Here is a 25,074-nt window from a genome sequence, read left to right as displayed (position 1 = left end):
CCATATAAATAAGTCGTCTCGTTTGTTTTTATTTTCTTCTATAACAAATTCACCACCACCCGATCCACTCCACGCAGCTTCAACATTTCCTCCATTCTTTTCCACACATCCAAATCCACCCCAAACAACGAATTATACCTCCCCACAATCCGCAAATGCTCCGGATACAAAAACGCCTGTTCTTCACAGAATCTGGGACACTTCCGCACCGGCACTTGGGCTCCTCGGCTTCCTTCGACACACGTTGCATACATTGGACAATACTGCGAGGTATTGGTCTGATAAAAGGGAAGATGAAGACTGTTTTTCCCTTCCGGGAACTTCCCGGTACTGGTATCGCCGCAGCTCTCCCATTCATACCGTTCCATCCGAAATTCTTCTTTTAAATATTCCTGGTAAAACGCCGCATGAACGCTGTTTTGTTCAAACAGTATACGTTCTCCCAGCTTATAGGCCATCCTCGGATCTTTTTTCCGCTTGTTGAGCAGCACGCCGAGGCAGAGGGAAAACACCGGAAACTGAGCTGCCAGATGGGCCGTTCCCCAGTCATTTACGACAATCTCGATGGTTTTGTTCTCTTGTTCACACCATCTGGCAAGATGCTGCAGACGTGCTTGCGTTTCCGACAGATTTTCTTCCAGCAGGAAAGGAAAGACCAGTGTAACTGCAAACGACTCCCGGCAGGCTTTATCCATCAGTGCGAACAGTTCCTCTTCTTTTGGTGCCAGATGCGGGCAGAAAGCATTTCCTATATAGAGCCGGTCTGGGTGAAAAATCGGCGGATCTGGAATCTGGTTTTTCCGAAAATAAGCATCAAAAAACACCGCACTTTCCATCGAAAGATACGCCGTATACCATTCCGGCCGGTCCAGTTCGAGTGCCAGCTCGACCGGCTGCCCGGGCTGCCCGGATCCCACAAAGCCATTTTGCAATGTCACAAATGTTTCCTTTCCGATTCCGGAGAACCATACCTTCTTCTGCTCTTCCAGGCTTTCCAGATGAAACGCGTCCTGCTCCGCAGGATATCCTGTCATATGCTCTGCCAGGGCGGCATCATCGTCCTCCATTTTCCACCGGATATACTGGCTGTATTGCAGGGCAAGGTGCTGTACCGCATTTCGATAATCTTCCTGTTCCGTAGTGAAGGTATAAACAACATCAAAATCTTCCTCTTTTTCCTGCAGAAAAGTCGCATCACGAAGAAGAATCCGCTGGTAGGATGCCGTTTTCTGATCATAAAATGCCAGTTCCCACGGTGCGTTTTTCTGCTCAACTGTGGCCGGTGCCGCAAGGCGGGTCTGAAAGCCATATTCCGAAATTGCCGTGATCCGCACTTCCTTATCTCCCCAGTATCCCGCCAGGATTCCGAACGGCAGCATGGAAATCCATGGCCATTGGCTGATTTCTTTTTCCCGTTCTTTTTTCTGTTTCATTGCTCCAACTCTCCCGTTTTCTGATACCATCCAGTATACCTGTTTTCCTGGAAAACTCAAATAAAAAAATCCACCCACGCCCGGAAGCAGTCTCACCAGAGACCTCCAAGTCATGGATGGATTTTTATTTTCTACCAAATATGTAGTTTGTTACATTATTTTTTCAGGCAAACTCAGCAAATCTTATAAAGATGTTCACGAAGCTGCCTATTTTGTAAACGTATCAATCAGCTCTTTGGCATCATCATATCCCTGGCCTTCCAGTTCTTTCTGATACCACTCGTCTACGCCGTCTACTGCCTGTTTGAACGAATCAATGTCCATATCCTCATAATTGGTAATGGTAACACCATTTTCATTCTGCCAGCGGTTCATGATTTCATCATCACCGGCGCGGTTGATTTCACGCTCGTACTGTGTTGCAAGACGTCCGCACTCATCGATTACTTCCTGCTGCTCCGGAGTCATGCTGTCGTAAATATCTCCGTTGATGCAGAAGAACAGACAGTCATAAATTGCATTCCACATCGAGCAGTACGGCTGTACTTCCTGTACGCTGGCTGCATCGATAGCCGGGAGCGGATTTTCCTGGCCTTCTACGGTTTTCTGCTGCAGGGCCGTGTAGGTCTCGGACCAGTTCATGTTGGTGGCATCGGCGCCCCAGCGTTTGTAGCATTCCATCAGCAGGTTGCTTCCTGCCACACGGATTTTCAGGTTTTTCATATCATCGACGGTTTTTACTTCCTGCTTGCTGTTGGTCAGCTGACGGAAACCGTTCTCAGCGATTCCCATGCAGTGCAGGCCGTACTCATCGAGGATCTCTTTTAATTTTTCGCCTGCCTCGCCGTCCAGTTTGGCATCCGCATCTTCTACGGAATCAAACAGGAAGGGAAGGGATACGACGTTAAATCTCGGATCAAATGCAGAGTAAATCAGGTTGCTGTGCATGGAAATCTGTACCGGATCTCCATCGATCAGTGCCTGGATACCCTCGGACTGGTTTCCATTGGTCAGCTGGTCTGCAGCGTATACGTTGACTTTGATCTTGCCGCCGGTTGCTTTTTCGATCAGTTCTCCAAACTTCCGGCCGCCTTCTGCCCAAGTACTGGTTTCTGTCGTGGAGCAGGTGAAGTTCCAGGTCTGCTCCGGCCAGTCGAGATCGCTTCTGTCTTCTACATCATATGTGCCTGCAGAAGAAGTATCTTTCTTTGTAAAGACTTCGATCAGGTCTTTTGCATCATCATATCCCTGGCTTTCCAGCTCGTTCTGATACCACGCATCCACACCGTCTACCGCCTGTTTAAAGGAATCGATGTCCATATCTTCGTATTTTGTGATCTTGACACCGTTCTCGTTCTGCCAGCGGTCCATAATCTCATCGTCACCGGCACGGTTGATGGCACGTTCGTAATCGACGGCTTTCTGTCCGGCCTCATCGACAACTTTCTGCTGCTCCGGGGTCAGGTTGTTATAGATATCTCCGTTAATACAGAAGAACAGGCAGTCATAAATTGCATTCCACATCGAGCAGTACGGCTGTACTTCCTGTACGCTGGCTGCGTCGATAGCCGGCAGCGGATTCTCCTGGCCTTCCACGGTTTTCTGCTGCAGGGCGGTGTAGGTCTCGGACCAGTTCATGTTGGTCGCATCGGCGCCCCAGCGTTTGTAACACTCCATCAGCAGGTTACTTCCTGCGACACGGATTTTCAGGTTTTTCATATCATCGACGGTTTTTACTTCCTGCTTGCTGTTGGTCAGCTGGCGGAAACCGTTCTCGGCGATTCCCATGCAGTGCAGGCCGTACTCATCGAGGATTGCTTTTAATTTTTCGCCTGCCTCGCCGTCCAGTTTTGCATCCGCATCTTCTACGGAATCAAACAGGAACGGAAGAGATACGACGTTAAATCTCGGGTCAAACGCAGAGTAAATCAGGTTGCTGTGCATCGAAATCTGTACCGGGTCTCCGTTCATCAGTGCCTGGATTCCCTCGGACTGGTTTCCGTTGGTCAGCTGGTCTGCGGCGTATACATTGACTTTGATCTTGCCGCCGGTTGCTTTTTCCATGAGCTCGCCGAACTTGCGTCCGCCTTCTGCCCAGGTACTGTTCTCGGTGGTGGAGCAGGTAAAGTTCCAGGTCTGCTCTTCCCATCCAAGGTCACTGTAATCAGCGATATCATTGTAATCCTCATTGCCGGAGGAATTTCCTGCTGTGCTGCCATCCGCACCATCGCCACTGGAAGTATCGGAATTCGTTGCTGCAGCTACCGTTCCGGTATAAGCTCCGTCTTTTGCCAGTGCTTTTGGAAGGAACGTGGAAATCTGCGGAACATACGTAATCAGAAGCAGAACTGCTACCGATGCTGCGATCATTGGCATAACGGCTTTGGAAATCTGCTGAATGGTAACTTCCATTCCTTTTTTCAGTTTTACGGAAATGGCAACAAACAGGTTGACACCAACCGGTGGAGTTACCTGTCCGATGGCCAGGTTGACGGTTGCCACGATACCGAATGCTACCAGGTCATAGCCAAGGGCTTTACAGACCGGAAGCATAATCGGGATGAAAATATACATGGCAGAGTTTGCATCGATAAAGCATCCTGCAAGCAGGAAAATGATATTGACAATCAGAAGGAATACAAACTGGTTATGAGCAACGCTTCCAAGAAGATCCGATGCTGCCTGCGCAATACCAAACTTTGTGCAGACAAAGGAGAACAGAGAAGCACTTGCGACGATCAGCATAATTCCACCGGTTGTTTTGGCAGAATCTACCATCAGATCCCACAGGTCTTTCAGTTTGATCTCTTTATAAATAAAGATTCCGACAAACAGACCGTATACAACGGAAACGGCAGCTGCCTCGGTCGGGGTGAAAACACTTCCATAGATACCGCCAAGGATGATGACCGGCATTAAGAATCCCCAGAAAGCATCTTTAAAAGCATCCCATCTTTCTTTGACTGTTGCTTTTTTCTGGGTCGGCTGAATGTTGTGTTTCTTTGCCTCCAGAAGAACAACGATGACAAGGGCCACACCCATCAGAATACCAGGAAAAATACCTGCTGTGAACATATCGGCAATGGATACGCCTGTGATGGATGCATAAACAACGAATGCAATACTCGGCGGTATGACGATCGCAATCGAACTTGACGTCGCCATCAGGGCCGTGGAAAACGGAGCAGAAAATCCGCCTCGCTCAATCATGGCAGGGATCAGAACCATACCAAGTGCTGCTACGGTTGCCGGACCGGAACCGGAAATCGCACCAAAGAAGCAGGCTACGATAACGCATACGATGGCGATACCGCCTTTTTTATGGCCGACGCAGGTGTCGACGAAACGAATCAGTCGTTTGGAAATGCCCGCTTTTGCCATAATGTTTCCGGACAATACAAAGAACGGAATGGCAAGGAGCAAAAATTTACTGATACCGGAATACATATTGGTTGCTACGATGGTCAGGGATGTACCGGAGTACAGGATCGCGCAGATCGAAGACAGACCAAGGCAGATGCCAATCGGGATACCAAGGATCAGAAAAACAAAGAATGAAAGAAAAAGAATTGCACTGATCATTTTTTCTGTCCCTCCTCTTTTGCTTTTACGAATGTATCAATCAGATATTCGATCATGTGCAGCGTCATGCAGGCTGCGCCGATCGGTACGAAAGACCAGAAAATCCATTCCGGCCAGTTTAAAACGAACGTTCTCTTTCCGTTGGCAAGCTGGGTCAGTACCTTGTCCATGCCGTATTTAAACAGAACTACGGTAAAGGCAACACTAAATGCTGTGTTGACAACCAGCAGGATTCTTCTCGCCTTCGCAGAAAGACGGTCCGGCAGCAAAGAAAGATTGACCAGTTCTCCGTCACGGGCAGCAAGCGCTGCTGCGAGAAGTGTAATCAGGACAAATACCGCAACGACAAGCTCTTCGGTAAATGACCAGGACTGATGCAGTACCTTACGGGAAAGAACGTTTCCCACCGTAAGCACAACAATCAGGATCGTGGACAGCACGAGAACCAGTTTCTCAACAAATGCCAGTCCATTCATGATTTTTTTGTACACTTTCATATGTTTCCTCCCTTTTCCCGCTGTCAGGTACAATGTTCCAGCAGGATCTATTCTTTGCCAGGCTGTATTACCGGGGTGAATTTGCAGCTGACAAACAAAAAAATCCGCCCCTCAACGAGGGACGGAACTGTTCTTTTCCCGCAACCACCCTTGTCTCTTCTTTGAAACAAGCACGAATACAACGCACAAGCATACGCGGTTTCTGTAACGGGAAACTCCCGTGAAAACCTACTGGAATTCCGGCACATAGTACGATACACGGCCGATTCGTTGGGCTTTCCTTCTCCAAGATGATTTTCAATCCAGATTCGTTGCTGTCTCGCACCTTTCCGGCAGCTCTCTGAAAACGATTTGTCTGCATTTACTTTTTCTTTTCTCAGAATTTGGTTTTACACGACAGAAGCAATTTTAACGCGATTTTTGTTGATTGTCAAGAATTGGTTGGAAAAATTTGTCGATTTTTTGAAAAACCGCATTTTTTTCGGTTTCGGACCTTTTTCTTGCATCTTTTCCATATCTTTTATATAATAATCTGCGGTATCCGAAATATGCAGCCTGATTTTTCATCTCGATCTTCCAACATCAGTCCTGCTTATTCATGAAAGGATGATTTTTATGATAAAAAAACTGATTTCCTTTTTTCAAAAAGATGCAGTGCTTACCGTCTCTTTTTTTCTTGCAGTGCTTTCCTTCTTTTTCTGTCCTCCCGGTCCACAGTATCTTGGCTATCTGGATTTTCATACTCTGATCCTGCTGTTCTGTCTGATGCTGATTGTCGCGGGCCTGCGGGAATGTGGCGTATTTGACTGGCTTGGCACCAGTCTTCTCCGGCATGTAAACTCAGAACGGATGGTTGCTCTGCTTCTGATTTCCCTGTGCTTTTTCTGCAGCATGCTGATTACCAATGATGTCGCTCTGATTACCTTTGTTCCGTTTGGCATTCTGCTTCTGCGAATGTGCCATATGGAGCAGAAAAAAATACTTCTTGTCACCTTTATGACCATGGCTGCAAACCTTGGCAGTATGTTTACTCCTATCGGCAATCCGCAGAATCTTTATCTGTATTCGCTTTCCGGACTTTCCCTTTTGCAGTTTCTGCTTATGATGCTGCCCTATACTCTGGGTGCTGCAGTTCTTTTTCTGATCTGCATTTTTCTGTTTTTCTCCGGAAAGAAAATTTCCGTTTCCCTGGAGAAAAAAGCGATTACTCATCCGCGGCAAATCGTAGTTTTTGCAGCTCTTTTTTTCTGCTGTATTCTTACGGTTGCCAAACTTCTCCCGCATAGTATTCTGCTTCTGATCACGATTGCCGGGATCTGCCTGGTGAACCGCAGCCTTTACCGCAGAGCAGACTACTCTCTTTTGTTCACTTTTGTGTTTTTCTTTCTTTTTATTGGAAACATGAAACAAATGGCAGCGCTTCGTATTTATCTGGAACAGATGATTACCGGACACGAACGGCTTCTTTCCGTCCTCACAAGCCAGATCATCAGCAATGTTCCTGCCGCCATGCTGCTTTCCGGATATACAAAAGAAATCCCGGAACTGATTGTAGGAACCAACCTCGGCGGCCTCGGGACTTTAATTGCATCTATGGCAAGCCTGATCTCCTATCGCCAGATTACGGCCGCAGACGCTTCCTGCCGCAAAAAATATATCCTGATTTTTACTGTTTTCAATCTTGTTTTTCTTGCTATTTTGTATCAGATACGCTAAAATAAAAAGAAGATCCGGCTATACGGGTCTTTTTTCACGGCATTTTATACCGTCTCATGATTACTGTACTTAGCATTTTATATTGAAAAAGAAAGGGTTTCATTTATGAAGATAGATCTCAGAAACGTTCCAGATGCCGAGGTTTCCGGCATTGATCTTGCAAATGTTGACATTACTGTTCCGGCGCCGGAGACAGAACCGCAGCGGCAGTATTACTTTATGGCACTTTTAAAACAGCAGCTCGTACCGGAGCGTGCAAAACAAAACGGAAAAGAGTATCTGACTGCCTGCATCACAACCTTCGGCTGCCAGATGAACGCCCGCGATTCCGAAAAACTGGAAGGAATTCTGGAAACCGTCGGCTACCACATTGTGGAGACCGAAGATGCCGATTTTGTTGTTTACAACACCTGTACCGTCCGTGAAAACGCAAATCTGCGTGTCTACGGTCGTCTTGGACAGCTTGGCAAGTACAAAAAGAAAAATCCGGGCATGATTATTTCCCTCTGCGGATGCATGATGCAGGAGCCGCTTGTTGTCGAAAAACTCAAAAAAAGCTACCATTTCGTCAACCTGATTTTCGGAACGCATAATATCTACCGCTTTGCCGAGTATCTTGTCCGCTGTATGACAGAGGACCGCATGGTGATCGATATCTGGAAAGATACCGATAAAATCGTGGAAAATCTCCCGGTTGACCGCAAATATCCGTTCAAGTCGGGTGTTAATATTATGTTCGGTTGCAATAACTTCTGCAGCTACTGTATCGTACCGTATGTGCGCGGCCGCGAACGCAGCCGGAAGCCGGAGGAAATCATCGCAGAGATCAAACGCCTCGTTGCAGACGGCGTTGTTGAAATTATGCTGCTTGGTCAGAATGTCAATTCCTACGGAAAGAATCTCGAGGAGCCGATGACGTTTGCACAGCTTCTGCGCAAGGCAAATCAGATTGAAGGGCTGAAACGCATCCGTTTCATGACCTCACATCCGAAGGATCTCTCGGAAGAACTGATCGATGCAATGCGCGACTGCGAGAAGGTCTGCCTCCATCTTCATCTTCCGCTCCAGTCCGGAAGCAGCCGTATCTTAAAACTGATGAACCGCCGTTATACCAAAGAGCAGTATCTTGACCTGGTAGACCGAATCCGCGCAAAAGTGCCGGATATTTCTCTGACAACAGATATTATCGTTGGTTTCCCTGGTGAGACCGAAGAAGATTTTCTGGAAACACTGGATGTGGTCCGCCGCGTTCGTTACGACAGCGCGTTTACCTTCCAGTATTCCAGAAGAACCGGAACACCGGCAGCTGCCATGGAAGACCAGATCCCGGCGGATGTTGTAAAAGACCGTTTTGACCGTCTTCTTGCCGAGGTCCAGGAAATTTCCCGCGAGGTAACCGCAAGACATCTTCATACCGTACAGGAAGTTCTGGTGGAAAGTATCAATGAGCAGGACGCTTCTCTTGTCACCGGCCGTATGAGCAACAATACGCTGGTTCATTTCCCGGGAGATGCTTCGATGATCGGAACGCTGCGGAACGTTTCCCTGGACGAATGCCGCGGCTTCTACTATATGGGAACGCTTGTTTAACCAAAAGACCCTGCCCGCACAGTTTTTCAGTCTTTGAAAAGACTATGTTACAAAGCTGTGCAGGCAGGGTTTTTATATATAACTTCTCCTTTTATCCTCTCACATCTGGAGTTTTCCCGGAGAGCCGCCTCTGATAAAAAAAGTAGGTAATCATAAGCATAACTCCAGCTCCGACCCATGCGGAAATTTCTGCGAATGCCACTCCGCGGAACGCAAGGCGCGGTGCTAAAAGCAGCACAACCATGACGCGCATGGCAACCTCCACAATCCCGGACACCATCGGCAGAACTGTTTTTCCCATTCCCTGGCAGGCGTTTCGGAAGACAAACAGCCAGCCAAGGGCGAACAGGGCAACTCCGGTAACCGGCAGAAAGATACAGGTATAGGAAATGACTGTCGCATCATTCAGCATCAGGGATGCTAGAAGCTTCGGGCAGAAAATTTCCAGTGCTGCAAAAGGAAGATTGACAAGGACAGAAAGCACGACACCTGCCCTGACTCCCTGTTTGATCCGGTCGTATTTTCCGGCTCCATAATTTTGTCCTGTAAAAGTCAGAAGTGCAAGTCCAAGTGTTATACCCGGCTGCTCGAACAGACCGCACACCTTCATACATGCAGCATAAGCTGCGACATAAGCCGTTCCCATCTGATTGACAAAAACCTGAAGGACCATACCGCCCACCGCAGTTACAGAATTCATCACAGCTACCGGCAGGCCTTTTCCAACGAGTGCGCCAAGAAGTACACCATCTGCCCTCCAGTCTGTTTTCCGCGGAAGCAGTTCTGCGGCGCGCCGGATATATACCAGACAGTAAAGGGCAGAAACTACCTGCGCCAGGACCGTTGCAAGCGCCGCTCCAAACACGCCCATGCCAAACGGAAATACAAATAGAAGATCCAGCACAATATTGACCACCGACGAAACGATCATAGAAGCCAGCGGCACTTTACTGTTTCCGACGGACCGGAGCAGCGTCATGGCAAAGTTATTAAAAATGGTAACGGTACTGCCCGCCAGAATGGTTCCAAAATAAACCAGAGTGTCTGTCATCATATCCTCCGGTGTCTGGAGAAAAACAAACAGACGGCGCATCCAAAACAGACTGCCCACCGTAATTACAATTCCAATGGCAAGGCAGATATAAACCGACATCGCAATTTCTTTCCGCAGTTTTTCGATATCATTCGCTCCAAAGGAGTGGGAAATGCAGATCCCGAGTCCTCCGGTCAGTCCCATGGCAAAGCCGAGAATCAGAAAATGCACCGAACTGGTATTTCCAACCGCCGCCAGAGCCACATCGCCGATTCCCTTTCCGACGACCATGGAATCCACAAAGCTGTAAAGCTGCTGAAAAAGATTTCCAATCAATATTGGCAGGAAAAACTGAAAAATCAGCTTCATGCTGTTGCCCTGCGTCATATTATTTGTTGTTTTTTGCATGATGATAATCTTGTAACCTTTCCTTTCTTCATTCCTTCTTGCAAATCATATAAAATCACTATATACTAAAAGAAGTTTGTTTCCATCCACAGTCAGTATGGAACATCCACTACGAACGAAAAGTGAGACATCTATGAATAACTTATATGAATATATCGACCCCATCGCCTCTCCTTATGAGGCTTTTCTTTTTGACAGCACGCGGGACTCCCTTCCGATTCCTGCTCACTGGCACTATTATGTAGAACTTCTCTACGTTCTGAAAGGAGAAATTGAGGTTTCCCTTGATAATGTGACATCCATCGGAACGGAAGGATCTGTGATCCTTTTTCCGCCCAAATGCGTTCATTCCATCGCGCTTGCAAAGGGGTCTGTTCCGGTGCAGTATGATGTGATTAAATTTGACCCCAATCTTCTGCCCACCTGCAAGACGGATGAGCTGGATCTGCGTTCGATTCTGCACGGCCTCCACACGTTCCGCTGCCCCTGTATTTTTTCTCCGGAGCAGGTACAGAAAATGGACCTTTTTCCTCTTTTTTCGGATATTCTTAAGGAATACCGGGATAAAGAGCTTGGCTATTCCATGATTCTTACAGCGGATCTTCGGAAAATCATCAGCCGTTTTGTACGGAACTGGCAAAAAAGCGGGACTTCTTTTCCGTCTCCCGGCGTGCATCCTTCCTACGAAATCAGTTTTGACCTGATTTCCGAATACATTGATTCCCATTATTTTGAAGAACTGACCGTAGAGAAACTTGCCGCCATGTGCAACATGTCGCACTCCACATTTTCCATGAATTTTTACCGCCGCTACAATATGACCTGCAAAGAATATATTACGGCAACCCGAATCAATGCGGCAGAAAACATGCTGCTTTTTTCCAGTCACGATGTTTCTTTTATTGCCAGAGAAGTCGGCTATCCGGACTGCAGCTATTTCATCCGGTGTTATAAAAAAATAAAAGGAATCACACCGAAACAGGCCAGAAAAATCCAGGCAGAAAAAAATAAATAACGTTATTTTTCAGAAAAGGGCACGCATTCATTTTGCGTGCCCTTTTCCATGCCTTATCGTGCTGCTGTCTCGTATACGCTTCGTACGCGATATGCGCCCGATACGCCGGTTCCCTTGGCGGTGAAGTCTGCGGTCGGCAGAATACGGAAGGTCTTTGTTCCTGCTTCCATATCAACGAAGTTATCGTCCAGGCGAAGCACACCGTTTTCGGTCTCTACGCTGACAGATTTTGCGAAGTTCTCTGCCGTTACAGTTACGGTATCGCCGTCTACCGATACAGAAAGTTTCGGATCTGCGAAATGGTAATGCTTCGGTGCACAGAACAGCGTCGATCCGGAAGATACGACGTTTCCATCGACAACCAGCTCATACGTCAGATGAACTTCCAGCGGATCCTGACCGTTGAAATCAAGATGCGGCATCCACTGTCCGCCGTAGGCCGGTGCGTTGACCTCGAAGGTTCCCTCTTTGACTACGGAAGAATCCGGACGGCGCAGAGACCATTTTACGGTTCCAACAATCGGCTCACCCGTCTCATTCGCAACGTGAAGGTCTGCACTGACATCGATTGGATGCGGCAGGGTGTTGACAAACGGTTTCTGATCGATCTCTCCATGCTCCTCACAGGAAAGCAGAACCGGTGCGAACATCTTCTTCTCTGCGTACTGCAGGGCTTTCCAGTTTCCGTAGTAATCGACGCTTGCCCAGGATGCTACCGGCCAGATATCGTTCAGCTGCCATACAACAGCACCCATGCAGGTACCACGGAAGCGGCGGAAATGCTCTACGCCGTAACGGATGGCATCTGCCTGAAGAAGCTGTGAGCAGTAAAGAAGCTCATCGAAATTCTTCGGATACAGATAGGTCTGTGAGATATAGTTCAGGATCTTTCCGTTGGCAGCCGTATTTCTCTGGTGCATTTCCATGACGCGTGAGAAGATGTTGCGGTCGCCGTCTTCCGTAAACCGTTTTACAGTCTGCAGGGACGGGAAGGACTGGAATCCGAACTCGGACAGGAAACGGTAATGGTGGGAACGATAAGCGGTAAACGGCTCGCTTCCGTGCCATACGCCCCAGTAATGGGTATCGCCGACATTTTCCGCATTGCTGTTTTCGTAATTTCCACCTGAAGACGGGGATGACGGCCAGTAGAATTTCTCCGGATCCTCTTCTTTGACGATTTTCGGAATGATGTACTCATACAGATGGATATAATCGTAATACTGTTTCTTGGATTTCGGCCATGCCAGCATTTCATACTGTGTCTCCATCTCATTGTTTCCGCACCACAGAGCAATGCTTGCATGAGAACGAAGTCTGCGTACATTCTGACGGATTTCTGTGGAGATATTCTCCTCAAAATGATCTGACAGCTCATAGGAAGCGCAGGCAAACATGAAGTCATGCCAGATCAGAAGTCCTCTCTCATCGCAGACATCATAGAAGAAGTCATCGAGGAAGTATCCGCCGCCCCATATACGCAGGGAATTGAAGTTTGCTTCCTGTGCAGATTTTAACAGCAGATCGGTACGTTCTCTCGTCTGGCGGGTTAAAATATTATCCTCCGGAATGTAATCCGCGCCCATCGCGAAAATCTGCAGTCCGTTGATTTCATATGCAAAGTTGCGGCCTTTTACTGTCTTTGCTGCTTTATCGGTGATGATGATTTTCTTTTCACCGTTTGTCATAACCATGTTGTCGCCGTCGTCGTAATCTGGTGCCTGTCCGGTCATGTGCTCATCATAAACTTCATCTTCCATCGGATCGGTATTGACCGTGATGGTGCGAAGACCCATTTTCTTCTCCCAGGTATCCAGGGTATCCTCTGCAACAAGCGCTACCTTTACCTGATACAGTGCCTGTGCGCCGTAACCGTTCGGCCACCACAGCTCCGGATTTTCTACGGTAAGAGAAGCCTGTACACGGTTGCTGCGAAGCTCACATGTAAGACCGGTCAGATTTTTTGATGGTGCTGAATGGGTCAGCGGATCGATGCTGCCGCTTTCTGCTGTCAGAACGGTTTTTCCATCCGGAGAAGTAACCGTCATGACAATTTTTACATTTCCGTCGGTAACTCCCGGCATCCACTCGATCTCAGCATCTGCCGTCAGGCGAACAGAATCAACAACGTTTCCGTGAACCGTTTTTCCGGTTACGTGATGCTCCTGGCCTACAAATACCTGCGCCAGACGGGCTGTTTTTACTGCGAGAACGGAAGCTTCACGGAACAGTCCTGCATCTGGAAGACGCGGGCCCCAGTCCCAGCCGTACATGCACGCTGCTTTACGGATATGCGGGAATCCCGGCATTGCATCGGAGGATCCGCCAACCGGGCATTTTGTATCTTCTTCCGCAATGAATTTGGTCGGGGAATGCAGAATCACTTTTACCTGATATACGGTATCGGCTGCATCACCTGCAACAAGATCGGTAATATCGTACTCCCAGACACGGTTCATGTTGTCTGCGGAGCCGATTTTCTCTCCGTTCAGATAAACATCCGCGATCGTATCAATTCCGTCAAAATGTAAAAACAGGCGGTCCGCTTTTCTGTCTTCCTCTCCGATCACGATTTCTGTCTCGTATGCGAAATCATTCTCCATCAGTTTCAGTGCGTCGAGTTCATTGTCACGATAAAACGGATCCGGGATCAGACCTTTTTCCAGAAGTGTGCCGTAAACGGTAGACGGAACCTTTGTCTCAATTGGAGTCTCTGGAATATCGTAAACATTTTTTCCAAGGACCGTTAAGGTCCAGTTGTCTTTCAGACATATTGTATGCATTACAGTATGTCCCCCTTTCTTACATAGTTTCTGCTTCTTCGCGTAGTTTCACCACGCTTTTTCTTTCTTCCTATCTTACTTCTTTTGTGCAGAAAATGGTACAAAAAAGCTCTTGAAAAATAGGAAAAATCTCCAAATGCACAAAAATTTTCGCAAAAACAGGAAAACAGTGAGACAAATTCTCAATCATCACTTTGACAGATTTGGAAAATGTGATAGAATAAAAATGTTGGCATCCCATTTAAAAATGTCGACATTATTTTTCGAAAAGAAAGATGAGGAAAAAATTATGATACCAGAAAGATTAGCTGCTCTCCGCGAAAAAATGAGAGCCTACGGCGTGGACGCTTATCTGGTTCCGACCGCCGATTACCATGAATCTGAATATGTAGGAACTTACTTTAAAGCAAGAACGTATATCACAGGCTTTACCGGTTCTGCCGGAACCGCCGTTATTACCCAGGATGAAGCGTGCCTCTGGACCGACGGCCGCTACTTCGTACAAGCAGCCAAAGAACTTGCCGGAACCGGCGTTACCTTAATGAAAATGGGCCAGGAAGGCGTTCCGACGGTAGAGGAATACCTGGCGGCAAATACAAAAGAGGGCATGACCATTGGTTTTGACGGCCGCGTTGTCAATGAAATGCTCGGCGAAGCACTGGAGAAAACACTTCCGGAGCGTTTTCTTTCCTATCGAAGCGACCTGATCGGTGAGATCTGGTCGGACCGCCCGGCACTTTCCGCAGAACCCGTGTGGATCCTTGATGCAAAATATACCGGTGAATCCGCTGCGGAGCGTCTTGCAAAAGTACGCGAAAAGATGAAAGAGAACGGTGCCGAAGTGCATATTCTGACTGCACTGGATGATATCGCCTGGATGCTGAATATCCGTGGAAACGATATTCCATGCAACCCGGTTGTCCTCTCCTATCTCGTACTGACAGAAACCGAGAGTCATCTGTTCATTCAGGAAGAAACCTTAAATGAGAAAGTAAAACAGTATCTTGCTGATCTTGACATTTCCCTTCATCCATACGATGCTGTTTATGATTTTGTTTCCGGCATCACAGGAAAAACCATTCTTCTGGAGAAAGCCAAAGTCAACTACACGATCTGCCAGAGTGTCATGGGCAGCAATACGATTGTCAATGTCATGAACCCGGCTTCTTCTTTAAAAGCAGTCAAAACACCGGTTGAGATGGAAAACATCCGAAAAGCCCACATCAAAGACGGCGTTGCCGTTACCCGTTTCGTATACTGGTTAAAGAAGAATATCGGTAAGATCCCAATGAATGAGGTTTCCGTTGCTGAAAAACTGGAATCCTTCCGGAAGGAGCAGGAAGGCTTTATTGAGCCAAGCTTCGGAACGATTTCCGCTTACGGCCCGAATGCTGCTATGTGCCATTATCAGGCAACGAAAGACGATTTCTCTGTTCTGCAGCCAAAAGGCATGTACCTGGTGGACTCCGGCGGACAGTATTATGAGGGAACGACCGATATTACCAGAACAATCGTAGTTGGACCGCTGACCGAGGAAGAAAAAGAACATTTCACCATCACTGCGATGGGAACCCTTCGTCTTGGAAATGCAAAATTCCTCCACGGCTGCATCGGTATCAACCTTGATTACCTTGCAAGACAGGCATTCTGGGAGAGAGGTCTTGACTTCAATCACGGAACCGGCCACGGCGTCGGCTATCTCTTAAATGTCCATGAGCGTCCAAACGGTTTCCGCTGGAAAATGGTTCCGGAGCGCATGGAAAATGCCGTTCTCGAGGAAGGTATGCTGACCTCCGACGAACCAGGTATCTATATTGAAGGAAGCCACGGTATCCGTACCGAGAACCTGATGCTCTGCCGCAAAGCAGAAAAGAACATGTATGGCCAGTTCATGCGCTTTGAGTTCGTTACCATGGTTCCGATCGACCTCGACGGTATCGATACGCAGTATATGACGGAGAAAGATGTCGAGCTGCTGAATAATTACCACAAAGAAGTGTATGAGAAGATTTCTCCTTATCTGGAAGGGGACGAAAAAGAGTGGCTGAAAGAAGCCACCCGCACGATTTCCAAATAAGATGCAAAAACGCTGTTCTGTGTTTTGATGATACAGAGCAGCGTTTTTTCGTATAAAATTATTGGTGAATTTAGATTATCTCTTTAGAAGTTCTTATATGTCGGTATAGCCCGTATTTTCGGGCTTTCCCGGCATTTTAGATATGGGGAGAAGTTCTTATATACCCTCATAACCTTTTAGGTTTTCCCTCTCAATGGTAGTAAAAAAGTAGTAAATTGCTCTGCGGCTATGCTGCAATCAGCCTTTCCATTTCAGCCTTTGCGGAAGCGAAAGTTGCGTGTGCGTAATAATTCAGTGTCATGGTGATATTGGAGTGTCCCATAATATACTGTAACGCTTTCGGGTTCATGCCCGCATTGGCTAAGTTGGTGCAGAACGTATGACGCAGGGTGTGAGGTGTCATTACTTTGGGTAAGGCTTCCTCATGGCACTTGTTGTACTTCTTCGCAAGCCCCCGGAACATATTATCATAGCTTGTCGCCGTTTTCGGGCAACCGTCCCGGTTGAGGAAAAGGAAATTGCTGTAACCGTCAATCGTGATCGGCTTCGATCCCTTGCGGTTCTCCAACACGCGCCCCAACGCTTCATATACTTTTTCACTCATTGGAATTTGTCTGATACCGCTTTCTGTTTTGGGCTTCTCTATGTAGTAGCCTGTTTCCGCGCTCCGTAAAAGCTGGTGGTCTACATTGATTATCCTGTTTTCAAAATCAAGGTCGGTTTCAGTTAGTCCGCAGAGTTCGGAAACCCTAAGCCCTGTCCCCAGCAGTATGATAACCTCGTCACGGTATTTCTGATAGACGCTATCACCTTGCATAAAGGATAAAAGGCTTTCTTCCTGTTCCGCTGTGAGAGGTACTTTCGGCTCTGTGTCGTCCTCAATCACGGTGTTTAGCTGGAAGTCAAAGGGGTTCTTCCTTATACAGTCGTCCTGTATCGCTGTGTAAAAAGCAGCTTTCAAAGAACGCTTGTCATTGCTTATGGTCTTATAGGATATTCCCTTTTCTTTCATGCGCAACGCCCATTCTTTCGCGTCGGACAGTTTCACACTGTCAATGGGGCAGGAACCAAGTTTATCCGCTTCCAGCAGCTTCATCAGCCGTTCGCGCCCCTTTGTGGTGTTATGCCTTACGTTCCCCCGGTGGCGGTTCTGCTTTGCGTAAAGCTCGCAGACGGTCATTTTCTTTCCGATTGTGTCTATCCCGTCGTCAAGGTCTTTCCGTATCTCTTTTTCTTTTTCTCTAAGGGATATGTCGTCACGCTTCCCGGCTGGGGTCTTGTCCGTAGGTACTAACTTCCACGCATAGACAAATTGCACTTTACCAAAAGTATCGGTATATTTATAAGCATATCTCCCGTCTTTTCTCTGGCTCTCTCCCGAACGCAAAATGCGGTTTTTATTATCACGTCTTTTCTCCGACATTGTTTTTGCTCCTTTCCGTGTCGGAAAGAGCCTTGATATGCTTATATTTATTATAGCACATTCAAGGCTCTTTTTCACTATCTTTTTCGCTAAATTGCGTCCAGTGTGTCGATGATTTTTTCAAACTGTTTCCTCTTGATCTGAATACGATTCCCGTTCAAGATCACCCAGCCCGCCGTAGGGTTTTCCTCCGCAAGTTTCCGCAGTTTGTTCTCTCCAATGCGGAAATATTTTGACGCTTCCTCAATCGTAAGCGTGTACTTTTCCCAAATAGGCACATCAGCATTGTTCATTCTATAAATCCCCCTTTCAAAAATGGGTAAAAGGTTAATAGTGAAAAGGGGCTGTGATCGGACGGTTATTAGCATAACCTCATGGGAATTTCACCCCGGCATGGTTCTCATGCAGCCCTACCCATTGCCTGCGACGCTCTTAACGCTCGGACTGTGGCTGTAAGGAAGTATCATTGTATATTCTGCGTGTCGTTGCCCGCAAACCGCTACACTTGCTTTCCGGCGCGGTGTTGGTCGCTCGGCTGTCCGGGCGGTGATAACCTCGCCCGGATAGCGTCATGGCGCACCCGCCGTATGGCTCGACGCAAAAGGAACGTATCCGATTTGCCCTATGCTGCGCCGCCGTTATCTTGCGCCGCTTTCTTTTTCAAGGTTCAAAATGGCTGTGCTACCCGCGTCAACAGCGGAACGGAAAAGGGGGTGAGAGAAAGCGTCCCGCCGCCGTTGCGGTTATTCCTCTGTCCTAAAGGTGAGGACAGCCATCATCAGTTTTGCTTGCAGCCGTTCCCGAATGTCGTGGTCTACGCCGAAATAGACGTTCCCGCGCTCGTCGTACAGCTTCCGCATGGAGAGGCGGGCTATGTAGCCGCTAAAATGCTGCAAGACAATCTTCATGGCGTCCGGGTCACCCTTTGTCGCTGCCACAATGACAGGATAGGGAACAAGGGCATTTTCCGGGTAGCCGGGTTCGTTACCATTCGTCCCATTCATCAGCATTTTCCTCCAGATATTTTCTTAATTTCTCAAAAGAGCTTGTCCGCCTGTACTGTATCGTGCTTCTCGATGTATTGAACAACTTCGCAATCTCGGTGTCGTTCATTCCCTCGAAATAGTACAGGAGTACGGCTTTGCGCTTTTCTTCCGGCAAAGTACGGATTGCTTCAAGAAGCAGCTTCGGCGTGATTTTCTTCCCGGCTTTCTCAAAGACGGTTTCGGCGGTTTCCCGTTTGAAATATTCATCAAAGGTATGAAGCTGCCGCGCTTCGTCTAAGGGCAAATCGGAAAAGGTGACTTCCCTTGCCTTATGCCTGTGCAGCTCCCTGTGAGCGTCACACGCTTCATTGTGCAGCACCGTATTACAAAACTTCTGAAAAGCACATTGTTTGTAAAACTCCCTGCTATTAGGTTCCACATTCTCACCTCCTTTCTCGTTGGAAAGTTGGTGGTGCTTCCCCCTTTTCGCGGGGCAATACGGCGTTTTTGAAAAACGCCGAAGATTTTTTGAAATTTTTTCAAAAAATTTTTTGAGCAGCAAAATACGCCTGTCCGAAAAGCCCGGACAGGCGTATAGGTATTGTAAGCAGTATTTAGATGATTAGACAGTTCATAGTCAAGGGTAGAGAGGTTCCCGGCGGTGGTCGGGCTTTTTTTGATATGTCAATGACCGTCGGATTTTGTCGATAGGGTATGTGCTTCATGGCGGCTACCTCCTTTAGCCGCCGCTTTTAACAGTGATACCGCGTCATTTCATTAGAAGATAAAAAGAAACGGCGGCTTTGATTTTTCAAAGCTGCTGCGGAAATCAAAGAACGACAAGCAACAGTTCTGATTTTGCTCCAATATGGTTATTAGGGGCACAAATTAAAATCAAAAAAGAGCCGATAACAGCAGTATTTCAAACTGCATATTATCGGCTCTGCGTCTGTGCGTCTGGCTCTTTTAATTAAATTATTTCTGTTGTTTTTTGGCTTTATTATATGTATTAGCTAACTGTCCACAAGCTGCTTTAATCTCTCTACCATGAGAAACTCTCATGGTAACTTCAAGTCCTGTTTGCTCTAATTGATGTTTGAACGCAACCATTTCTTGTTTTTGTGGTGCTCTAATTTTTGAATTACTCGTCGGGTTGTATTGCAGCACGTTAATCATAACATTTTTGCCCTTAAACCATTTTGCAAGTTGCCTTATATCTGAGGAACGGTCATTTATACCTGGTAAAAGCAAATACGCAAATACCACTTTTCGATTATGCCTTTGAGAATAGGACAATGCTTGCTTAACAACATCTTCAATAGCGTACATGTGCATATGAGGAATGATACAGTTTCTCGCAGCCTGTGTTGCTGCATGTAAAGATATTGTCAACTGAATTTTTAGATGTTCTTCGCGCAATTTTTTTAATTGATTAACTGGACCAACTGTTGATACGGTAATGCCGTCGGTTGGAAAGTTAAGTCCATTTCTATCTCGAAGAATATGGATTGCTGCAATCAAGTTGTCGTAATTGAATAAAGGTTCTCCCATTCCCATAAAAACGATACGATTTACTTTTTGACGTATCAATACAACCTGCTGCACAATTTCAGACGGTGTTAGATTACGAACAAAACCATTGCGTCCGGACTCACAAAAAATACAGCCAACAGAACAACCAACTTGCGTACTTACGCAAACAGTCCCACCATCTCGCCGTTTAATAAAAACCGTTTCAATATACCTGTTATCTTTCAATTCATAAACATACTTTTCAGTATCGCTACTTTTATAGACTTTTTTTGTTGATATTGATAGATTTTCTTTGTGAAATGGCTGTTTATACAATTCCGTATATAAGGCTCTTGCTTTATCCTCTCCAATTACTTCCGACATTTCTTTGTAAGTAAATCCGTATGGGTCATTCAATATTTCCGTAGGTGTACTTTTAGGTAAGTGTTTCATTTAAATATCCTTCCTTTTCAAAATTAAAAAGTTTGTTTTTCAGAGTTTTTGATTATGATTTCTAGTTTTTCAACATCAACGATATGCGTTAATTTACATTTAGGGCAGAAAAGAGGAAAATTTCTTAATACCGTATTATAAAATACTTGAACCCTCGTCTTTCCGTTACAAATTGGACATTTTATCCAATATTTTTCAAGCATAATATTTCTCCTTTTGCGCAAAAAAATGCAGGTCAATTCTCAACATGAGCATTGACCTGCATTTATACATATAATACTACAACAAAATTAAGGCATAGTTTTTATACTATGTCTATACGTCGTTAGTTTTGTTGTATAGCATACGCAAAATAAGCATGACAAAAAAGCCCATATTGAAAATGGGAAAAATCTTTTTTGATTTCAATGCTTATCGAATACGCATGCTATGTAACATAAACATTCCCCCCTTTTATATAATATTATATACAAAAGCAGCTTGTTGTCAACATATATATATGAATTATTTTGGCTAACTGATAGAACTATGTAGACATATCCAAGAAGAAAGGGGAACAGTAAAATGTAAGAGGGTGAATAACTATGGCAAAAAGACCAGTACCAAAATACGACTTCAAGGCTTTTGGGGCAGCGATAAAGGCAGCGCGTGAAGGACGCAAGGAAAGCCGCAAGAAAGTAGGCGACGAAATGTTTATCTCGCCGCGCTACCTTGCGAACATTGAGAACAAGGGGCAGCACCCAAGTTTACAGATATTCTTTGAGCTGATACAGCGTTACCATATATCCGTAGACCAATTCCTGTTAGACACGCCCGCTGCAAAGGACACAAAGCGGCGGCAGCTTGACGCGCTCCTTGACGGTATGAGCGATACAGGCATACGGATTGTGACCGCAACGGCAAAAGAGATTTCCGAAGTCGAAAAAGAGGGCGAATAGGAATGTCCGGCTTAAAACTGAACAGGATTTAGAGAGCGTTGTAATCTTTTTTGAGATTGCAGCGTTTTTCTTTTGCGGAAGTTTGGCAAAATCGCTTTTTCTCCGTAGTAGGGGATAAGAGCCTAAAGGATAAAAACATTCGTAGCAAGCATAGGAAGCGGGTACCCACTTCCGTATTTTCCCCCTCCCGCGCTGCGGCGCGTCGGTTGAAAATTGCTTGTTGGGAAGTGTCCCAAACCCTCGGAACGGAAAGGAAAGGAGCGAATACATGGACGGACGCAAAAGGACGGTACAAATCAAATTCAGAGTGACGGAAGCGGAACGGGATTTAATACTGGAAAAAATGAAGCTCGTACCCACCCGGAACATGGCGGCGTATCTGCGGAAGATTGCCATTGACGGATATATCATTCAGATAGACCACGCCGACATAAAGGCTATGACCGCAGAGATACAAAAAATCGGTGTCAACGTCAACCAGATAGCACGCCGCGTAAACGCGACGGGGAACGCATACCAAGAGGACATAGAGGAAATAAAGGGGGTGCTTGCGGAGATATGGCGGTTACAAAGATTAAGCCTATTAAAAGCACTCTAAGCAAAGCCCTTGACTATATCGAAAACCCGGACAAGACGGACGGAAAAATGCTTGTGTCCTCTTTCGGCTGCTCCTATGAAACGGCAGATATTGAGTTTGAATATACATTGTCCCAAGCACTCCAAAAGGGGAACAATTTAGCCTTTCATCTGATACAGTCCTTTGAGCCGGGGGAAGTGGATTATCAGAAAGCCCATGAAATCGGAAAGCAGCTTGCCGACGCGGTAACAAAGGGGCAACATGAGTATGTTGTGACGACGCACATTGACAAGGGGCATATCCATAACCACATTATTTTCTGCGCGGTGAACTTCGTAGACCACCACAAATACAATTCCAACAAAAGGAGCTATTACGGTATACGGAACATGAGCGACAAGCTGTGCCGGGACAATGGGCTTTCCGTGGTCGTCCCCGGCAAGGGCAGCAAGGGAAAGAGCTATGCAGAATATCAAGCGGAGAAAACGGGGACAAGCTGGAAAGGCAAGCTAAAGATCGCCGTGGACGCGCTCATTCCCCAAGTTTCCAGCTTTGAGGAACTATTGCAGCGGTTACAGGCGGCAGGATATGAGATCAAGCCCGGAAAATATATCTCATGCCGCGCACCGGGGCAGGAACGGTTTACCCGTCTGAAAACCCTCGGCACGGACTATACGGAGGAAGCCATAAAAGAACGGATAGCGGGCAAGCGTACCCGTGCCGCCAAAGCTCCAAAGGCAGAGCGCAAGGGCGTTAATCTTCTCATTGATATTGAGCACAGTATCAAAGCACAACAAAGCCGAGGCTATGAACAGTGGGCGAAAATCCACAATCTGAAACAGGCGGCAAAGACTATGAATTTCCTTACGGAAAATAAGATTGAGCAGTACGCCGATCTGCTCACCCGGATAGAGGAAATCACCACGGCAAGCGAACAGGCAGGGGACAGCCTAAAGGAAGTGGAAAAGCGTCTATCAGATATGGCATTGCTCATTAAGAATGTCACTACCTACCAAAAGACAAAGCCCCTCTATGAAGCCTACCGCAAAGCCCGGAACAAAGAGAAGTACCGGGCAGAGCATGAACGGGGTATTATCCTCCATGAAGCGGCGGCAAAGGCACTAAAGGCGGCGCAGATCGGCGGCAAGCTCCCCAGCGTCCCCGTCCTCCAAGCGGAATATGAAAAGCTGCAAGGACAGAAAGAAAGCCTTTATGCCGATTATGGCAAGCTGAAAAAACAGGTGCAGGAATATGATGTTATCAAACGGAACATAGACAGTATTTTACAGACAGAGAAGCAGCCGGAGCGGGAAAGGCAGACAGAGCGCGGATAAGGACACAAAAAAATAGCCGGGACGCGGTAGCTGTCAGATAGCCACCGCGCCCCGGTTTTCTCATGGGTGCAGAGATTGGATTGTTACGCAATAGAACGCCATTTTCGGGGGTAAAGGTATAAATCCCTTGCTGCCTTATTTTCCCGCCCGGAAAGCCGCATAAATCAAGGCTTATTTCGCCCCTATCGCGTCACATTCGCCCGCATTTTCCTCATTCGCTCGGCGGTCTGTCTGCGGGTGATACGCTTCCGGCAGTCCGGGCAGTAGACAGCCCGGTTAGAGCTGGAAACAAAGGGCGCACCGCACACGCTACACCGCCTCATATCCTCCGTATGGCAAAGCTCGGCGTACAGCTCCTTATCTGCGGGCAGTACCGCAATGCGGAACCATTTACAGAGCAGGGAATAGGAAATGAGCTGCGGGCATACGCACTCGTCCCCGTCGTCAAGCAAGATACAGTTCCCATTATCGCAGTTACAGCACGTCCGGCGCACAAGGGTATTGACTTTCCGGCTTTGGGGCGGCGTAAGCCGCTTAATGTCGCTCATACCTCGTCGGCGGGGTAAAGGGCAAGCCCCGCAAACTCCGCTTCGGTCATGCGCCCCACTTTGGCAAGGGTACGGGCGGCAAAGTCCCGCATTTCCCCCTCCATAAAGGGCAGCGCGGCGTTCATAGCCACTACAAGCCCCTCCTTGCTGCCTGTCATGTAGATACTCAAAAGGTTGGTTTCCTCAACCGTGAAATTGTTATATTTGTTCATGCTCATACCTCCAATCCGTGATCTTTCTTTTTTGCCGCCGCCTTTTTCGGGACGGTTCTCTTTTTATCCTGTGCAAGCTGCGCCCGGACAGAGGGGCGGGGCTTCCTTACCTCCTTGTCCCGGTTCTCGTCCTTACCGATCAGTGCGTATGTACCGTAGCTGTTCTTGATCTGTGAGAAAGCAAGGGTCTTATAGGGCAGCATGGAGAAAAGGCGTTCCGTGTCCTTTGTGGACGCAAGCCGTTCAAAGGACGGGGACAGCTCCACCATGAAATGAGATTTATCCGGGCTGTTGGGGGCAGACAGCTTTTTCATGTCTGCCACAATGCGCCGCGCTTCATGCTCGATCATACCCTCATGCAATGCGGCGATATGTTCCTTTAAGTCCCCCGGTGTCAGCTTATCCCGGCTGTGCTTTTCTTCCCGTAACAGGGATTGCAGGGCTTCCGGGTCTTTCGGCTGTACTTCAAAATATTCAAACTTCCCAAGCTGGGGGTCGGGATAGCCATTAAAATGTTGCTCGGCTGGCTGCTCCCTCGTCCCATGCTCATAAACAAGCGTCACCGTCCCAGCGTCAACAGTATTGTCTTTGACGCGCTCATAGTGTTTTTCATAGTCCAGCTCATAGAGATTGCCCGTGATCTTCCCGTCCTGTACCCCGGTCAGCTCCACGGCGTAAGCAAGGATAGGGTCGCGGGTCTGCTCCTTGTAGAAACGCCATGTATTATGCGGGGCGGTGTCGCTGATGAAAACGTCACGCTCCCGAAAGCAGTATGTCCCGGACGGGCGGGAAAGCCACAAGAGCGTTTTGTCAGCGGGGTTTTGGCTTGCCGCCTTTTCCGCAATGATCTTTTTGTCAATGTCAAAATCACTCTGATAAAATCCCGTGTTCTGCTTCATAATGGCTTCAAGGGAAGCGAACACGTCCACATTCTCAAATTTATTCAATTTCCCCATA

General features: G+C 47.2%; 21 protein-coding genes and 1 other annotated feature. Of the genes, 7 read left to right on the top strand and 14 right to left on the bottom strand.

The annotated features are described in order from the left end of the window. Positions 1–38 precede the first annotated feature (38 nt). The 3 genes from DW743_RS09250 to DW743_RS09240 form a co-directional block, all read right to left on the bottom strand. Entirely contained in the window at positions 39–1,433 is a 1,395-nt protein-coding gene (locus DW743_RS09250; protein ID WP_147345100.1) for a hypothetical protein, read from the bottom strand. Between the two features lie 207 nt (positions 1,434–1,640). Continuing rightward, the gene (locus DW743_RS09245; protein WP_117761536.1) at positions 1,641–5,015 is read right to left on the bottom strand and encodes a TRAP transporter large permease subunit; all 3,375 of its coding nucleotides are present in this window, start codon (positions 5,013–5,015) and stop codon (positions 1,641–1,643) included. Further along, the gene (locus tag DW743_RS09240; RefSeq protein WP_055228267.1) at positions 5,012–5,512 is read right to left on the bottom strand and encodes a TRAP transporter small permease; all 501 of its coding nucleotides are present in this window, start codon (positions 5,510–5,512) and stop codon (positions 5,012–5,014) included. The genes DW743_RS09245 and DW743_RS09240 overlap by 4 nt, the downstream gene beginning before the upstream one ends. Before the next feature lie 114 nt (positions 5,513–5,626). Next, positions 5,627–5,899: a binding site (T-box leader), on the bottom strand. Between the two features lie 228 nt (positions 5,900–6,127). Here DW743_RS09240 and DW743_RS09235 point away from each other — a divergent pair. Both DW743_RS09235 and miaB read left to right on the top strand, forming a co-directional pair. After that, complete coding sequence (locus tag DW743_RS09235) at positions 6,128–7,228, top strand: SLC13 family permease (RefSeq protein WP_117761537.1); 1,101 nt, start codon at positions 6,128–6,130, stop codon at positions 7,226–7,228. A 105-nt stretch (positions 7,229–7,333) separates the two neighbouring features. Further along, positions 7,334–8,818 (top strand): tRNA (N6-isopentenyl adenosine(37)-C2)-methylthiotransferase MiaB, encoded by a 1,485-nt coding sequence (miaB, locus tag DW743_RS09230; protein ID WP_117761538.1) that lies wholly within the window; start codon positions 7,334–7,336, stop codon positions 8,816–8,818. Positions 8,819–8,909: 91 nt separating this feature from the next. Here miaB and DW743_RS09225 read toward each other — a convergent pair whose 3' ends face one another. Then, positions 8,910–10,259, bottom strand: a complete 1,350-nt coding sequence (locus DW743_RS09225; protein WP_117761539.1) for an MATE family efflux transporter — start codon at positions 10,257–10,259, stop codon at positions 8,910–8,912. Positions 10,260–10,392: 133 nt separating this feature from the next. On the opposite strand from DW743_RS09225, the gene DW743_RS09220 reads away from it, so the two are divergent. Continuing rightward, positions 10,393–11,274: an AraC family transcriptional regulator gene (locus DW743_RS09220; RefSeq protein ID WP_158568562.1), complete on the top strand. Its 882-nt coding sequence runs from the start codon at positions 10,393–10,395 to the stop codon at positions 11,272–11,274. Positions 11,275–11,327: 53 nt separating this feature from the next. Here DW743_RS09220 and DW743_RS09215 read toward each other — a convergent pair whose 3' ends face one another. After that, positions 11,328–14,057, bottom strand: a complete 2,730-nt coding sequence (locus DW743_RS09215) for a beta-mannosidase (protein ID WP_117761541.1) — start codon at positions 14,055–14,057, stop codon at positions 11,328–11,330. Between the two features lie 289 nt (positions 14,058–14,346). On the opposite strand from DW743_RS09215, the gene DW743_RS09210 reads away from it, so the two are divergent. Then, a complete protein-coding gene (locus DW743_RS09210; RefSeq protein WP_117761550.1) occupies positions 14,347–16,134 on the top strand; it encodes an aminopeptidase P family protein in 1,788 nt (595 codons plus the stop codon). Positions 16,135–16,360: 226 nt separating this feature from the next. Here the strand turns inward: DW743_RS09210 and DW743_RS09205 are convergent, their stop codons facing one another. The 6 genes from DW743_RS09205 to DW743_RS09165 form a co-directional block, all read right to left on the bottom strand. Beyond that, positions 16,361–17,557 (bottom strand): tyrosine-type recombinase/integrase, encoded by a 1,197-nt coding sequence (locus tag DW743_RS09205; protein ID WP_050636980.1) that lies wholly within the window; start codon positions 17,555–17,557, stop codon positions 16,361–16,363. An 89-nt stretch (positions 17,558–17,646) separates the two neighbouring features. Then, the gene (locus DW743_RS09200) at positions 17,647–17,850 is read right to left on the bottom strand and encodes an excisionase (protein WP_016284327.1); all 204 of its coding nucleotides are present in this window, start codon (positions 17,848–17,850) and stop codon (positions 17,647–17,649) included. Positions 17,851–18,300: 450 nt separating this feature from the next. After that, entirely contained in the window at positions 18,301–18,561 is a 261-nt protein-coding gene (locus DW743_RS09185) for a helix-turn-helix domain-containing protein (protein ID WP_016289899.1), read from the bottom strand. After that, positions 18,542–18,982 (bottom strand): sigma-70 family RNA polymerase sigma factor, encoded by a 441-nt coding sequence (locus tag DW743_RS09180; protein ID WP_050636981.1) that lies wholly within the window; start codon positions 18,980–18,982, stop codon positions 18,542–18,544. The genes DW743_RS09185 and DW743_RS09180 overlap by 20 nt, the downstream gene beginning before the upstream one ends. 536 nt (positions 18,983–19,518) lie before the next feature. Beyond that, the gene (rlmN, locus tag DW743_RS09170; RefSeq protein ID WP_002569187.1) at positions 19,519–20,508 is read right to left on the bottom strand and encodes a 23S rRNA (adenine(2503)-C(2))-methyltransferase RlmN; all 990 of its coding nucleotides are present in this window, start codon (positions 20,506–20,508) and stop codon (positions 19,519–19,521) included. Positions 20,509–20,531: 23 nt separating this feature from the next. Beyond that, positions 20,532–20,711 (bottom strand): cysteine-rich KTR domain-containing protein, encoded by a 180-nt coding sequence (locus DW743_RS09165; RefSeq protein WP_002588768.1) that lies wholly within the window; start codon positions 20,709–20,711, stop codon positions 20,532–20,534. Positions 20,712–21,092: 381 nt separating this feature from the next. On the opposite strand from DW743_RS09165, the gene DW743_RS09160 reads away from it, so the two are divergent. The 3 genes from DW743_RS09160 (at position 21,093) to DW743_RS09150 (ending at position 23,357) form a co-directional block, all read left to right on the top strand. Continuing rightward, a complete protein-coding gene (locus DW743_RS09160; protein WP_009447119.1) occupies positions 21,093–21,446 on the top strand; it encodes a helix-turn-helix transcriptional regulator in 354 nt (117 codons plus the stop codon). Between the two features lie 268 nt (positions 21,447–21,714). Beyond that, positions 21,715–22,044, top strand: a complete 330-nt coding sequence (locus tag DW743_RS09155; protein WP_002569185.1) for a plasmid mobilization protein — start codon at positions 21,715–21,717, stop codon at positions 22,042–22,044. Continuing rightward, on the top strand, positions 22,005–23,357 hold the full coding sequence (locus DW743_RS09150) for a relaxase/mobilization nuclease domain-containing protein (protein WP_050636982.1): 1,353 nt from the start codon (positions 22,005–22,007) through the stop codon (positions 23,355–23,357). Before DW743_RS09155 ends, DW743_RS09150 begins: the two co-directional genes overlap by 40 nt. A 182-nt stretch (positions 23,358–23,539) precedes the next feature. Here the strand turns inward: DW743_RS09150 and DW743_RS09145 are convergent, their stop codons facing one another. From DW743_RS09145 to DW743_RS09135, 3 genes are read right to left on the bottom strand one after another with little or no spacing between them, the layout of a single operon-like run. Then, on the bottom strand, positions 23,540–23,905 hold the full coding sequence (locus DW743_RS09145) for a cysteine-rich VLP domain-containing protein (protein WP_082189949.1): 366 nt from the start codon (positions 23,903–23,905) through the stop codon (positions 23,540–23,542). After that, positions 23,902–24,117, bottom strand: coding sequence for a transposon-transfer assisting family protein (locus tag DW743_RS09140; protein ID WP_082189950.1), 216 nt, complete (start codon positions 24,115–24,117; stop codon positions 23,902–23,904). Before DW743_RS09140 ends, DW743_RS09145 begins: the two co-directional genes overlap by 4 nt. Positions 24,118–24,119: 2 nt before the next feature. Beyond that, a complete protein-coding gene (locus DW743_RS09135) occupies positions 24,120–25,073 on the bottom strand; it encodes a hypothetical protein (protein WP_117761542.1) in 954 nt (317 codons plus the stop codon). Between the last annotated feature and the right edge of the window lies 1 nt (position 25,074).

The sequence above is a fragment of the Blautia sp. AM28-27 genome (assembly GCF_003480905.1).
GTDB lineage: Bacteria > Bacillota > Clostridia > Lachnospirales > Lachnospiraceae > Fusicatenibacter > Fusicatenibacter saccharivorans.
This window is presented reverse-complemented; position numbering and strand designations above follow the sequence as displayed.

Excerpts from the sequence above, each read along its gene's own strand:
- DW743_RS09250 (WP_147345100.1), bottom strand. The coding sequence starts at position 1,433 with ATGAAACAGAAAAAAGAACGGGAAAAAGAAATCAGCCAATGGCCATGG.
- DW743_RS09245 (WP_117761536.1), bottom strand. The coding sequence starts at position 5,015 with ATGATCAGTGCAATTCTTTTTCTTTCATTCTTTGTTTTTCTGATCCTT.
- DW743_RS09240 (WP_055228267.1), bottom strand. The coding sequence starts at position 5,512 with ATGAAAGTGTACAAAAAAATCATGAATGGACTGGCATTTGTTGAGAAA.
- DW743_RS09235 (WP_117761537.1), top strand. The coding sequence starts at position 6,128 with ATGATAAAAAAACTGATTTCCTTTTTTCAAAAAGATGCAGTGCTTACC.
- miaB (WP_117761538.1), top strand. The coding sequence starts at position 7,334 with ATGAAGATAGATCTCAGAAACGTTCCAGATGCCGAGGTTTCCGGCATT.
- DW743_RS09225 (WP_117761539.1), bottom strand. The coding sequence starts at position 10,259 with ATGCAAAAAACAACAAATAATATGACGCAGGGCAACAGCATGAAGCTG.
- DW743_RS09220 (WP_158568562.1), top strand. The coding sequence starts at position 10,393 with ATGAATAACTTATATGAATATATCGACCCCATCGCCTCTCCTTATGAG.
- DW743_RS09215 (WP_117761541.1), bottom strand. The coding sequence starts at position 14,057 with ATGCATACAATATGTCTGAAAGACAACTGGACCTTAACGGTCCTTGGA.
- DW743_RS09210 (WP_117761550.1), top strand. The coding sequence starts at position 14,347 with ATGATACCAGAAAGATTAGCTGCTCTCCGCGAAAAAATGAGAGCCTAC.
- DW743_RS09205 (WP_050636980.1), bottom strand. The coding sequence starts at position 17,557 with ATGTCGGAGAAAAGACGTGATAATAAAAACCGCATTTTGCGTTCGGGA.
- DW743_RS09200 (WP_016284327.1), bottom strand. The coding sequence starts at position 17,850 with ATGAACAATGCTGATGTGCCTATTTGGGAAAAGTACACGCTTACGATT.
- DW743_RS09185 (WP_016289899.1), bottom strand. The coding sequence starts at position 18,561 with ATGAATGGGACGAATGGTAACGAACCCGGCTACCCGGAAAATGCCCTT.
- rlmN (WP_002569187.1), bottom strand. The coding sequence starts at position 20,508 with ATGAAACACTTACCTAAAAGTACACCTACGGAAATATTGAATGACCCA.
- DW743_RS09165 (WP_002588768.1), bottom strand. The coding sequence starts at position 20,711 with ATGCTTGAAAAATATTGGATAAAATGTCCAATTTGTAACGGAAAGACG.
- DW743_RS09160 (WP_009447119.1), top strand. The coding sequence starts at position 21,093 with ATGGCAAAAAGACCAGTACCAAAATACGACTTCAAGGCTTTTGGGGCA.
- DW743_RS09155 (WP_002569185.1), top strand. The coding sequence starts at position 21,715 with ATGGACGGACGCAAAAGGACGGTACAAATCAAATTCAGAGTGACGGAA.
- DW743_RS09150 (WP_050636982.1), top strand. The coding sequence starts at position 22,005 with ATGGCGGTTACAAAGATTAAGCCTATTAAAAGCACTCTAAGCAAAGCC.
- DW743_RS09145 (WP_082189949.1), bottom strand. The coding sequence starts at position 23,905 with ATGAGCGACATTAAGCGGCTTACGCCGCCCCAAAGCCGGAAAGTCAAT.
- DW743_RS09140 (WP_082189950.1), bottom strand. The coding sequence starts at position 24,117 with ATGAACAAATATAACAATTTCACGGTTGAGGAAACCAACCTTTTGAGT.
- DW743_RS09135 (WP_117761542.1), bottom strand. The coding sequence starts at position 25,073 with ATGGGGAAATTGAATAAATTTGAGAATGTGGACGTGTTCGCTTCCCTT.